10 protein-coding genes are annotated in these 12,521 nt (G+C 41.0%); 9 read left to right on the forward strand and 1 reads right to left on the reverse strand.

What is annotated here, in order from left to right:
• Positions 1 to 103 precede the first annotated feature (103 nt).
• The 4 genes from DW650_RS14205 to DW650_RS14220 all read left to right on the forward strand — a co-directional run bounded on the left by DW650_RS14205 (position 104) and on the right by DW650_RS14220 (position 3,588).
• Positions 104 to 793, forward strand: a complete 690-nt coding sequence (locus DW650_RS14205; protein WP_118210287.1) for a DNA alkylation repair protein — start codon at positions 104 to 106, stop codon at positions 791 to 793.
• A gap of 360 nt (positions 794 to 1,153) precedes the next feature.
• On the forward strand, positions 1,154 to 2,248 hold the full coding sequence (locus DW650_RS14210; protein WP_118210288.1) for an Rpn family recombination-promoting nuclease/putative transposase: 1,095 nt from the start codon (positions 1,154 to 1,156) through the stop codon (positions 2,246 to 2,248).
• Between the two features lie 46 nt (positions 2,249 to 2,294).
• Positions 2,295 to 3,065: an inositol monophosphatase family protein gene (locus DW650_RS14215; RefSeq protein WP_117921274.1), complete on the forward strand. Its 771-nt coding sequence runs from the start codon at positions 2,295 to 2,297 to the stop codon at positions 3,063 to 3,065.
• Positions 3,066 to 3,174: 109 nt separating this feature from the next.
• Entirely contained in the window at positions 3,175 to 3,588 is a 414-nt protein-coding gene (locus DW650_RS14220; protein WP_243102977.1) for a hypothetical protein, read from the forward strand.
• Positions 3,589 to 3,657: 69 nt separating this feature from the next.
• Here DW650_RS14220 and DW650_RS14225 read toward each other — a convergent pair whose 3' ends face one another.
• Positions 3,658 to 5,724, reverse strand: a complete 2,067-nt coding sequence (locus DW650_RS14225; protein WP_118210326.1) for a beta-galactosidase — start codon at positions 5,722 to 5,724, stop codon at positions 3,658 to 3,660.
• 475 nt (positions 5,725 to 6,199) lie between these two features.
• Here DW650_RS14225 and DW650_RS19455 point away from each other — a divergent pair, with 475 nt between their 5' ends.
• The 5 genes from DW650_RS19455 to DW650_RS14245 all read left to right on the forward strand — a co-directional run bounded on the left by DW650_RS19455 (position 6,200) and on the right by DW650_RS14245 (position 12,436).
• A complete protein-coding gene (locus tag DW650_RS19455) occupies positions 6,200 to 6,433 on the forward strand; it encodes a hypothetical protein (protein ID WP_147403017.1) in 234 nt (77 codons plus the stop codon).
• Positions 6,405 to 7,166: an Ig-like domain-containing protein gene (locus tag DW650_RS14230; protein WP_118210289.1), complete on the forward strand. Its 762-nt coding sequence runs from the start codon at positions 6,405 to 6,407 to the stop codon at positions 7,164 to 7,166. The genes DW650_RS19455 and DW650_RS14230 overlap by 29 nt, the downstream gene beginning before the upstream one ends.
• 201 nt (positions 7,167 to 7,367) lie before the next feature.
• The gene (locus DW650_RS14235) at positions 7,368 to 9,503 is read left to right on the forward strand and encodes a glycoside hydrolase family 3 C-terminal domain-containing protein (RefSeq protein WP_117921267.1); all 2,136 of its coding nucleotides are present in this window, start codon (positions 7,368 to 7,370) and stop codon (positions 9,501 to 9,503) included.
• A 95-nt stretch (positions 9,504 to 9,598) separates the two neighbouring features.
• Positions 9,599 to 10,612 carry a LacI family DNA-binding transcriptional regulator gene (locus tag DW650_RS14240; protein ID WP_118210290.1) on the forward strand — a complete coding sequence of 338 codons (1,014 nt, stop codon included), beginning with the start codon at positions 9,599 to 9,601 and terminating at the stop codon, positions 10,610 to 10,612.
• A 477-nt stretch (positions 10,613 to 11,089) separates the two neighbouring features.
• The gene (locus DW650_RS14245; protein ID WP_118210291.1) at positions 11,090 to 12,436 is read left to right on the forward strand and encodes an extracellular solute-binding protein; all 1,347 of its coding nucleotides are present in this window, start codon (positions 11,090 to 11,092) and stop codon (positions 12,434 to 12,436) included.
• Positions 12,437 to 12,521 lie beyond the last annotated feature (85 nt).

The raw sequence follows: 12,521 nt of genomic DNA on the forward strand, positions 1-12,521 counted from the left end.
GACGCCACTCACAAGCCTACGAAACACCATTTGGATGGGCGACGCATGCCTCAACAAACTAGCATTTGTTGAGTAATTCATGATAAACATAGGAGAATTACATATGACAAATGAAGAAATCCGTGCATGGTTAGATGCGGAAGCAGAATCAAAATTTCAGAAGTTTACATCCGGTCTGATTCCCGGAGCAGACCCGATTTTAGGTGTGCGTATCCCAAAACTGCGAACTCTTGCGAAAAAGATTGCAAAAGAGGACTGGCGGGGATATTTAGATCATGCTGTCTGTGATACTTATGAGGAAATCATGCTGCAGGGGCTCGTGATTGGATATGCAAAGGGAGAAATCAATGAGCTTTTGGAGTATGTACGGACGTTTATCCCGAAGATACATGACTGGTCAGTCAATGACTGCTTTTGTGCTACTTTTAAAATTGCACAGAAATACCGTGAAAAAGTATGGGATTTTCTGATGCTTTATGCAAAATCTGATCATGAATTTGCGCAGCGTGTCGTTGCCGTCATGCTGATGGATCATTTCCTGACAGAGGAGTATATTACGCGTGTGCTGTCTGTGTGGGATAGTCTTGATCATCCGGGGTATTACCGGAAAATGGGAGTCGCGTGGGGCATTGCAACTGCATATGCAAAATTTCCAAAGGAGACACATGCGTTTTTGCTTAATAATCACCTGGATGATGAGACATACAATAAGGCAATTCAGAAAATGATAGAATCTTACCGTATATCGGCTGATGACAAAGAGATTTTGCGCAGAATGAAAAGAAAATTGTAAAAGTTATAAGCGGATAGTTACTGATTATGCAGATAAAATATTTTATTAAAAATAGCATGTAGAAATTATATGCTATTTTTTTGTGCAATACTTACAAATATAATTAAAATAAGGTGTTTTTAATGACATAATATAAGCAATATGCTAAAATCCATACAAAGCATGACATTCTGAATTATCTATACAGGCATATATGCCATTCTATCCACAGATCAAAATTGTAAGAATTTTCAATGCTTTTATTATCCACACATTTAAGCAGGGAGAATTCTTAAAATCCGGAGATTTCTTCCACACAAAGTATGGGAGGATTCTTTAAACCTGAGATTTCTCCCAAATAACATCAGGGAGGAGAAATGAATGGGAACAGCGGATATAGTAACAAAAGAGTATATGAGGGAAAATACCGTATTTGCAGATGCATTTAATTATCTGATCTACAATGGGAAAAAGGTTATTGATCCTGCAAAACTGATAGAAATTGATTCAACAGAGATTGTACTGCCGTTTGGAAATGAAGAAAAAGTCGGTGAAGATAAGAAATGGGAAGTGCAGAAAACAGAATGGAGTTCTGTAAAAAATGGATCAGTAAGGAAGAAAAATGCAAGTAGAGTGGACATAAAAACAGATGCCGTGCAGAGATATCGCGATCTTTTAAAATCTGCAGTAGTAAAACAGGACGAAAAAACGTCTTACGTTCTTTTGGGCATCGAAAATCAGACAGAGGTGCATTATGCAATGCCGGTCAGAAATGCTATTTATGATGCACTGCAATACGGCAGACAGGTGGCGGATATAGCGGCAGAACACCGCAGGAACAAAAAGGATTTTTTAGGAAAAAGTAATGGCGAATATCTCTCCGGATTTTTTAAAGAAGATCATATCAGACCAGTCATTACCCTTGTGATTCATTTTGGAGCGGAAGAATGGGACGGACCGTTGTCATTGCATGAAATGATGGCGACAAGGGATATGGAAATCCTGAGTTTTGTGGAAAACTATCGCATCCATCTGATCGATCCGGCAAAGCTGACAGAAGAAGAATTAGATAAGTTTTCTACAAGTTTAAAAGAAGTTATGGGATATATCAAATATTCAAAAGATAAGGAAAAGCTGTTGGAATTTTTGCGGACAGATACCCGTAAGACTATAGAAATGAATGCAGCGAGGGTGATAAAGATGATCACAAATACACCAATTGAGGTATCGGAAGAAATGGAGGAGATAGAGATGTGTAAGGCAATTGATGATCTGATCTTAGAGAGTGAGTCTCGTGGAAGGATGGAGGGAGAGAAAAAAGGAGAGGCAAAAGGAGAGGCAAAAGGAATGATAGAGATCTGTCTTGAAATGAACTTTTCCAAAGAGGATATTTTAAGGAAGTTACAGGATAAACTTAATATCTCAATGCAGCAGGCAAGTGAATATTTTGAGATATATGGGAAGAACACAAAGTAGGGCTGGATGGTTGTGATCTGTCATCGTGAAAAATGGGAGTATGGGCATGAATATTGATACACAAAAGGTTATAGAGATCGTAAAAAAGGTAAAACCATTATTTTCAGACCGTGAGGGGTCATCAAATATCAAGGTGAAGGGTGTAGCAGATTTTGTGACACAGATTGATTTTAAAGTGCAGGAACAGGTGAAGCAGGCACTTTATGAATTGTATCCGGATATACAGTTTATGGGAGAAGAGAAGGATAACAGTGACATAGATTTTTCGGGTGACGTCTGGATCTTAGATCCGGTGGATGGGACAACAAATCTTATCCATGATTTTCGGAACAGTACACTCTCACTGGCACTTGCGAGAAATGGTATACTTACATTTGGAATCATATATCATCCGTATTCCGATGAAATCTTTGTAGCAGAACGGCAAAAAGGGGCCTGGTTAAATGGAAATCCGATATCGGTCAGCAGCAGGGGAAATTTTTCGGAGTGTCTGATTTCTATCGGAACAAGTCCGTATCATCGTGAACTTGCAAAAGAAAATTTTAAAGTTTTTGAAAAGGTATTTACAGATTGCGCAGACATCAGAAGACTTGGCTCTGCGGCATTAGAACTTGCGTACGTGGCAGCCGGAAGGATTGATGCATATTTTGAACGCAGTTTAAAACCATGGGATTATGCAGCCGGAATGCTGCTTGTGGAAGAAGCGGGTGGAAAAGTTACTGATTATAAAGGAAATCCCGTGGATATAACAGGAAATTCTGATATTGTAGCAGGCAGTCAGACGATTGGGAAAATCCTGGTACGGAAATATTTATAAATATAGCGGCAGATCATCGCAGGAACAAAAAGGATTTTTCAGGAAAGAGTAATGGCAAATATCTCTCCGGTTTTTTTTAAAGAAAACCATATCAGACCAGTCATCACCTTTGTATCTGATTGATCCGGCAAAGCTGACAGAAGAAGAATTAGATAAGTTTTCTACAAGTTTAAAAGAAGTTATGGGATATATCAAGTATCCAAAAGATAAAGAAAAGCTGTTGGAATTTTTGCGGACAGATACCCATAAGACTATAGAAATGAATGCGGCAAGGGTGATAAAGACAATCACAAATACACCAATCGAGGTATCGGAAGAAATGGAGGAGATAGAGATGTGTAAGGCAATCGAAGATCTTATTTTAGAGGGAGAAGCAAAAGGAGAGGCAAAAGGACTGATAGAGATCTGTCTTGAAATGAACTTTTCCAAAGAAGATATTTTAAGGAAGTTACAGGATAAACTTAATATCTCAATGCAGCAGGCAAGTGAATATTTTGAGATATATGGGAGAAAAACAGAGTAGGGTAAAACAGCTGTACCCCCATAAATAAAAGGAGTTACAGCTGTTTTGATAAAATTAATAAAAGAAATGTTACATCTCAACTACGGCAACACCCCATCCGTCGAGATTGATCTTATCTCCACAGGCAATAGCCGTTTCAGAAATCAATTCCACACCGTTTTTTTCGTGATGAACCACAGAAACCGGATCTTTTGAGTAATTCAGGTAGTAGCACAATTCTTTGCCAAAATCGTTGACGCCCTTCTTTACGATCAGTGGATAATGCGGTGCATTGGATGATAGATCTGCACCCGAAAAACCGGCTTCATGCAGGAAAGATAAAAGCACGGATTCTAACAGTTCATGATTATCAAACATCGTTCCAAAATAAAGTGTCGAACCATTACCATACTGATTTATTGCTGCAGCAGCATAGAGTTCGTATGCCGGATGGCTGTATTTTAATACCGGTATGGCGGTATCACAGGTGATAAGCTCCATCCATTCACTTGCAGAAGCACATAGGGAAGCAGAATGGTCATCGGAGAGTGCAAAGTGTTCTTTGGCGATCGCAGAGATGTTATTCTGAACCGGTGCTATGTCCACATGATGCGGATGTGTAAACTGGTCATAATGAAGTCCAAGACATTTATGCAGCATATGTGGCTGCATATCCGGATAAATTTTTAAATATTCATCCGAGAAACCGCTGCGGAAGGATGTGATCAGGTGTCCGCCGCCTGTTACATAGGAATCCAGTGCAGAGAGCAGTGATTCCGGTGCGCTGTAGAGTGCCGGTACGATCAGACATTCATAACCGGAAAAATCACGTTCTTTAGATGAAATCATATCATACTCAATATTTAAGCGGTAGAGGGCATCTGCAAACCAGCGCATTACAGTGTTGTAGCCGTTTACACCTGCATTTTCCAGAGGAAACTGTGCGAATCCGGTCAGAGAAGCATTGTCAAGCATGATAGCGACCTTATTTTCTTTTTTCAGGTTCTTTAAGTGAGAACCGATCTTTTTCCATTCATTTCCGATAACAACAGCCTCGCGGTAAGTTTCATTTTCTGAAAAATCGTGGGAGAGTACGCCTTTCCAGTAGCTTTCAATCGCATTGTGAATTGAATGCCAGTGCCAGTACATTACACTGTTTGATCCATTTGCGATATGACTGTATGCCTGAAGACGGAGCTGTCCCGGATAAGGAAGCCATGGAGTCATTCCCTGGGCTTCGGTCTCTAAGATCAGATAATTATCTTTTTTCAGGCTGCGTGAGATATTTCCGCATACGGTGATCTCAGCACCGGTCAGTTCCTCGTTGGATGGATGATAAATATCGGCACCTGCAACTGTCATGCAGCGGGCGGCATCGTACTGATCCACTTCAGGCTGATAACCGATGGAATGGGTTGTCCATGCAAAATCAAAGTTCTGGGTGATAAACTGGTCATCACGTTTATATTCGCGGACAATATCAGCCTGCCAGCCCAGAAATTTTGTGACAAGCGAGCGCTGGAATTTACAAAATTCTGCGGCAAGACTCTGGTTGATCGTACCTCTGACATCCGGAAAATCTTCCCAGTCATTTACACGGTTGCTCCAGTAATCAAGTCCGAACTCATGGTTAAAATCATTGATATCCGGAAACTTTTCTTTTAAATAATCTACAAACATTGCCTGAACACGGGGACCGGCAGTTCCATAACTTTTGGTCTCATTATCAAGCTGATAGCCGATCACATGTGGTACATCCTTCACATGCTCCATCAGAACGCGGATCACGCGTTCGGCATGGGAGAGATAATCAGGGTTTGTGATATCCATATTCTGACGGTGACCGTATCGTTCGCGGCCATTCTGTGTGATCGCAAGGATATCCGGATATTTTTTTACCAGCCATGTCGGTACGGCATAGGTCGGTGTTCCGACGATCACAGAAATATGGTGGCGTGCAGCAGCGTCTAACATTTTATCAATATGTGTAAAATCATACACCCCTTCTGTTGGCTCTAAAGTGCTCCATGTCGATTCTGCGATACGGATGACATTCATCCCTGCCTTTTCCATCATTTCCATATCTTTTTCTACCCGGTCATATGGAAGATATTCGGAATAATATGCAGCTCCAAAATAAAGTTTTTCTGTTTTCATATTGCCCTTTCTTTTCATGATATCTGTAAGTGTTACACACAAAGCAATCGCTTGCGCAAATATAGTATATCATTCAGAAATTTGTGTGTAAACCATAATGCTGTAATGCAACAGATAAAAAATCGCAAATGGCTGTAAATGCATGAAAAAAAGTATATAAAGCGGAAAAATAGAAAAATAAAAGCATATTTATTCAAAAAAATATAAAAAAAACTGCGCAACAATGTAGTTTGATCGCGACAAGAAAGATGATAAAACATGAAAAATACTAAAAATAAACGATAAAAATTAGTAAAAAATACCAAAATAAAACAAAATATATTGTAATAAATGAATAAAAAGGAGATAAAAATATTGTTGAAATGTGTTAATTGTAAATAAAATATGAAATATTTATAATTGAATAAACGGTTGCGCAAGCGGAAGATATTTATGAATAAATATATTTGCGTAAAAAGGAGAAGGGAGAAAGAGGATGAAACGAAGGTTTATAAGTGGACTGCTTGCCGGTATGATGGCAGTTTCACTGCTTGCCGGATTGCCGGAACCGGTGAAGGTGTCGGCAGAAACAGTTTCCGGTATGGAAAATGCAAATTTTAATTTTGAGGATGGACTGACCGGATGGGACACAACCGGAACGGTCACGGAGGAAACTTCAGGTGCACAGGGAGGAAGCAAATATGTGCATCTGGAAGACAGTAAAAGATAAGGCACCGGTCGTCGTTTCGGTTGATAAGACAGCATTAAATGCGCAGATTGCCAAAGCTGAAAAAATAAATGCATCTGATTATACAGAGGAAAGCTATAAAGTTTTTGCTGAGGCACTTGCAGCAGCAAAAGAGGTGGCAGCAAACGAAAAGGCAACGCAGAATGAGATTGATGCGGTTACAGAAAGATTAGCTGCAGCAGTCGGTAATCTGAAAGAAAAACCAGCGGATACAGAAAAACCAGCGGATACAGAAAAGCCAGGTGATACAGAAAAACCGGCAGATACAGAAAAACCGGACAATACAAAGAAACCGGCGGATACAGAGAAACCGGACAATACAAAGAAACCGGCGGATACAGAGAAACCAGATAATACAAAGAAAAACGTGAAAGTACAGAAAATTACGATCACACCGGGACAGCATTCTCTAGCAGTTGGCAAAAAACTGACCCTGAAGGCAACCGTTGGTCCGAAGAAAGCGACAAATAAAAAAGTTGTATGGTCATCTTCGAATACGAAATATGCGACGGTAAACAGCAAAGGTGTTGTGACAGCAAAGAAAGCCAATTCAAAGATTGAATGGACTTCTTCAAACAACAAATATGCGACAGTAAACAGCAAAGGTGTTGTGACGGCAAAGAAAGCTGGAATTGGAAAAACAGTTGCGATCACGGCAAAAGCAACCGATGGAAGTGGTAAGAAAGCAACCATAAAAATCAAGATCAAAAAATAAGTCAAAGAGACTGCGGTATGAAAAATGCCGCAGTTTTTCTTTTGAAAAAATATCTATGATTTGTCGGGAAAAATACTGTAAAATATAGTGTAGACAGTTATACTTTTATTCATTAACATAAATGAATAAGCAATGTTTTTTGCAGGCTGCCAGAGAATAAAGCCTGACATTAAAACCGGTATAAGTATGGAGGATGGACATATGGAACTGAATCATAATAAAGAAAAACTTGACAATTATAGAAAACGTGCGGCAGAATTGGTCGGTAAAATGACACTGGAAGAAAAAGTGGCACAGACCCTGTATCAGGCACCGGCGGTGGAACGGTTAAATATAAAGGCATATAACTGGTGGAACGAGGCACTGCATGGTGTGGCAAGAGCCGGCACAGCAACTGTATTTCCGCAGGCGATCGGTCTGGCTGCAACTTTTGACGAAGATCTGTTAGAACAGGTCGGGGATGCGGTGTCAACGGAGGCAAGAGCCAAATTTAATATGCAGCAGGAAGGAAAAGATACAGATATTTATAAAGGCCTGACTTTCTGGGCACCGAATGTCAATATTTTCCGCGATCCAAGATGGGGCAGGGGACATGAGACTTTTGGGGAAGATCCGTATCTGACCAGCCGTCTTGGAGTACGGTATATTGAAGGCTTACAGGGACATGATGAAAATTATTTAAAAGCGGCTGCATGTGCGAAACATTTTGCAGTTCACAGCGGACCGGAGGTGGTGCGTCATGAATTTGATGCCAAGGTGACGGAACAGGATTTAAGGGAAACATATCTGCCGGCATTTGAAGCATGTGTAAAAGAAGGAAAAGTAGAAGCAGTAATGGGGGCGTATAACCGGACAAATGGAGTTCCATGCTGTGGAAACAAACGTCTGCTGAACGATATTCTGCGAAAAGAATGGGGATTTTTGGGACATGTGACATCTGACTGCTGGGCAATCAGGGATTTTCATGAAGGACATCATGTTACAAGCACCGCAATCGAATCGGTTGCGATGGCAATGAATAATGGCTGTGACTTAAACTGCGGTACATTGTTTGGCTTTCTGGTTCAGGCGGTAAGACAGGGACTGGTCAAAGAAGAACGTTTAGATGAGGCTGTCACAAATCTTTTTACGGCAAGAATGAAACTGGGTGTGTTCGATAAAAAAGAAGAAAACCCATATGATAAAATTCCTTATCTTGCCGCAGACAGCAAAGAAATGAGAACTTTCAATGAAGCAGTAGCAAAACGCACGATTGTCCTGTTAAAAAATAAGGAGCATATATTACCGCTTGATAAAAATAAAATAAAAACGATCGGTGTGATCGGACCGAATGCAGACAGCAGACGTGCGTTAGTTGGCAATTATGAGGGAACTGCGTCACGTTACATTACTGTGTTAGAGGGAATTGAAGATTATGTCGGCGATGATGTGAGGGTGCTCTATTCAGAGGGATGTCATCTTTATAAGGATCGTACCAGCAATCTGGCACAGGAGAATGACCGCATGTCGGAAGTGCTTGGTGTATGTAAAGAGAGTGATGTGGTTATTGCAGTACTTGGGCTCGATGCAGGTATTGAGGGAGAAGAAGGAGATGCAGGCAATGAGTATGGCAGTGGTGACAAACCGGATCTGAATCTTCCGGGACTACAGGAGGAAATTTTAGAAGCAGCAGTATCCTGTGGCAAACCTGTTGTTTTAGTCCTGTTATCAGGAAGTGCGCTTGCGGTAAGCTGGGCGGATGAACATGTGGATGCGATCATACAGGGATGGTATCCGGGCGCAAGAGGCGGAGCGGCGATTGCAGATATTTTGTTTGGAGAAGCAAATCCGGAAGGAAAACTGCCGGTCACATTTTACCGTACCACGGAAGAACTGCCGGAGTTTGAAAACTATTCCATGAAGGGAAGAACTTACCGTTATATGAAACAGGAGGCATTATATCCGTTTGGCTATGGACTTTCCTATACGGAGTATACGTATCAGAATATCAGGTTTTTAGAGCAGAGACCAAAGACCTCTGATGGGGTAACAATCGGTGTGTCCGTAAAAAATACCGGAAAAATGGATGGTATCGAGACGGTACAGGTTTACGTGAAGGCAGAACATTCTGATATGCCATATGGACAGTTGAAAAAGATCGTAAAACTTCCACTTCACGCAGGAGAAGAAAAAGAAATTCACATCCGCTTAGAACCGGAGGCGTTTATGCTGTATGATGAGAAAGGAAAGAAGATCCTGCCGTCTGGAAACTTCCGGATATTTGTCGGAGGTATGCAGCCGGATATGCGCAGCGAGAGGCTTGCCGGAAAAACGGTAAAAAGTCTGATACTGGAATAAAAATAGGAAAAAAATAGGATTGATTTTTGCCCCTGGTTGTACAATAATAAACTTAGTTGCGCAACTAAGCGCAAAAAAGCGAGGGATAAGAGTTTATGGATAAGGGGTCAGAAAAAAATATTACGATTGCGGATGTGGCAGAGGCACTTGGGGTATCAAAGACAACCATATCGCGTGCGATTTCCGGCAAAGGACGGATCGGTAAGGAAACGAGAGAACGTGTTTTAGCATATATAGAGGAGCATGACTATAAGCCAAATGTGATTGCGAAAGGGCTTGCACAGTCTAAGACTTATAATATCTGTGTTGCCATGCCGGGAGAGTATGATGTTGTGGATCTTACTTTCTTTCAGGAATGTCTGTTTGGCATACAGGAGATTGCTGGAAGCATGGAATACGACATCCTGCTTTCTATCTGCAGGACGAATGACATATCTTCTTTAGAACGTATCATTGCAAATCATAAAGTGGACGGCGTGATACTGATGCGTACTTTTGTGGAAGATGAACAGATTGATTTTTTGCAGACAAAAAATGTACCGTTTGTCACGATCGGAAGTACCAGTACCAATTATAAAGGTGTGATCCAGGTAGACCACAATCACAAGAGCGCATGCAAAGAACTTACATCGATCATATTGATGAAACAAATGGAAAAAATTGCGCTGATCGGCGGCAATGAGGAACATGTGGTCACACAGAGCCGTCTGCGGGGATTTCGCGAAGCATATGCAAAGATGGGAAAAGAGTTAGATGAGGACCTGATGTTTTTAAGCCAGGATAATCAGGTTTTGGTGGAAAAAGCAGTCAAGGAAGCGTTGAACCGGCAGGCAGACTGTATTCTATGTATGGATGATGCTGTCTGCAGCCGTGTTTTAAAAACACTCCGCCAGCAGCATGTCAAAGTACCGGAAGATGTCCGTGTGGCATCGTTTTATAACAGCATGGTACTTGAAAATAACGTACCGTCGATCACATCGCTGTCATTTGATGCGAAAGAACTTGGAATGGTAGCATGCAGAACACTGCTTGATCTGACGGAGGGACTTGAAGTAAAAGAACGCACATTACTTCCATATGAAGTGGTACTCAAAGAATCGACAAAGTAAATACAGACAGGAAAATCTATGGATAGATTGAAGTTATGAATTTGAAATGGGCGAAGCACAGGAAAATGAATGTGTTTCGCTTTTTTTTTACAGAAAACTGTTTTGCTGGGCAGATATACCCAGTTTATATCTTTTGAAAACGTTACCAAATCTGCCCCCAAAATCACTGGTTCAAAAATTGCAAAAAAAGAGCTAAAACATCCATAAAAAGCATGTTACATAATTGAAAATGCACGAAAAATCGATGGTTAACGGTTGCGCAAAAGTCGAATATGAAAAAAATAAAAGAAAGAGAAGAAAATAATATTGTGCAAAATTGCTAAAAAATGGTCGGATTTATTATAAATAGTGGACATTGACACAAGTATGTAACAGAGATATACTCTAACCATAGAACAACCGATTGCGCATAGCGCAACACGAAAAAGCGTTCTAAAAGAACATTTTTTTCTATCAAGGAAAAGGGAGGATTTTCAAATGAAGAAAAAAGTCATCAGCACAGTATTATGTGCAGCAATGGTAGCTTCCATGTTCGCAGGATGTGGAAACAAAGCAGCAAACAACAGCACAGCTGACAACAGCGCAGCAGACAATGCAGCAGAGAGCAGTGATGCAGCTGCAACAACAGAAGCAGGCGATGCAGCTGCAGAGACAGAGGCAGCATCAGCTTCCGATGATGCAATCGCAAATCTGATCGCATCTACAGATGGAACCGTAGATATCCAGTTATGGTGCTCAGAACTTGAAGCTTATCAGAATGTTATGAAAGAGCTGACAGACAAATTCAAAGAGCAGTACTCAGATGTAGATTTCAACATCACAATCGGTGCTGTATCTGAGGCAGATGCCAAAGATAAGATTCTTGAGGATATTGATGCGGCAGCAGATGTATTTGTATTTGCAGATGATCAGGTAAATGATCTTGTAAATGCAGGTGCGCTTCAGGAAGTGGCAGCTACATATACATATGATCCGAAAGAAACAAACTCAGAGGCAACTGTAGCAGCAGCTACCAAAGACGGAAAACTTTACGCTTATCCGTTAACAGCATCAAACGGTTATTTCTTATACTATGATTCAAACATCTTCTCTGAAGAGGATGTGGCTTCCTGGGAAAATCTTACAGCAAAAGCGGAAGAAGCAGGAACAAAAGTTGGCATGAATGTAGCAGATGGATGGTATCTGTATGGATTCTTCTCTGGTGCAGGCTGTGAACTTTCCATGAATGAAGATAACTCAAATAATTGTGACTGGAACTCTGAGACCGGTCTTGCAGTAGCACAGAGCATTGAGAATATCACTTCTTCTCCGGCGTTTGTAAGCGTACAAGATCAGGATGCAATTACCATGTTAAATGACGGTACACTTAGCGCATATGTTTCCGGTACATGGAACACCGGATCTTTTGAAGCGAAATACGGTGATGGATATGCAGCATGTAAATTACCTACTTTCGATGTAAATGGAACAGCTACACAGATGGGATCTTATGCAGGATACAAATTTGTAGGTGTGAACTCCCATGCTAAAAATGTTGGCTGGTCAATGCTCCTTGCTGAGTATCTCACAAATGAGGAGAGTCAGTTAGCAATTGGTAACGCTACATCAGAGGGACCGGCTAACACAGTAGCAGCAGCTCAGATTGATTCCCCGGCACTTGCAGCACTTGCAGCGCAGTCAGAGTTTGCAGATCAGCAGGTTGTAGGCAATAATTACTGGGATCCGGCAAAGGCACTTGGACAGAATCTGGTTGACGGTGCAACAGATCTTCAGGCTGTACTTGATGATGCAGTAGCTGGTATTACACAGCCGGTAGCTGAATAATCAAAATATCTGTAAAACTCATATTTCCACATGACCTGACAGACAGGTCATGTGGGGATTTTTAAAAAGAGAAAAGTTTTTGTTA

This window comes from Roseburia sp. AM23-20, assembly GCF_003470905.1.
Lineage (GTDB): Bacteria > Bacillota > Clostridia > Lachnospirales > Lachnospiraceae > Roseburia > Roseburia rectibacter.

Excerpts from the sequence above, each read along its gene's own strand:
- DW650_RS14205 (WP_118210287.1), top strand. The coding sequence starts at position 104 with ATGACAAATGAAGAAATCCGTGCATGGTTAGATGCGGAAGCAGAATCA.
- DW650_RS14210 (WP_118210288.1), top strand. The coding sequence starts at position 1,154 with ATGGGAACAGCGGATATAGTAACAAAAGAGTATATGAGGGAAAATACC.
- DW650_RS14215 (WP_117921274.1), top strand. The coding sequence starts at position 2,295 with ATGAATATTGATACACAAAAGGTTATAGAGATCGTAAAAAAGGTAAAA.
- DW650_RS14225 (WP_118210326.1), bottom strand. The coding sequence starts at position 5,724 with ATGAAAACAGAAAAACTTTATTTTGGAGCTGCATATTATTCCGAATAT.
- DW650_RS19455 (WP_147403017.1), top strand. The coding sequence starts at position 6,200 with ATGAAACGAAGGTTTATAAGTGGACTGCTTGCCGGTATGATGGCAGTT.
- DW650_RS14230 (WP_118210289.1), top strand. The coding sequence starts at position 6,405 with ATGTGCATCTGGAAGACAGTAAAAGATAAGGCACCGGTCGTCGTTTCG.
- DW650_RS14235 (WP_117921267.1), top strand. The coding sequence starts at position 7,368 with ATGGAACTGAATCATAATAAAGAAAAACTTGACAATTATAGAAAACGT.
- DW650_RS14240 (WP_118210290.1), top strand. The coding sequence starts at position 9,599 with ATGGATAAGGGGTCAGAAAAAAATATTACGATTGCGGATGTGGCAGAG.
- DW650_RS14245 (WP_118210291.1), top strand. The coding sequence starts at position 11,090 with ATGAAGAAAAAAGTCATCAGCACAGTATTATGTGCAGCAATGGTAGCT.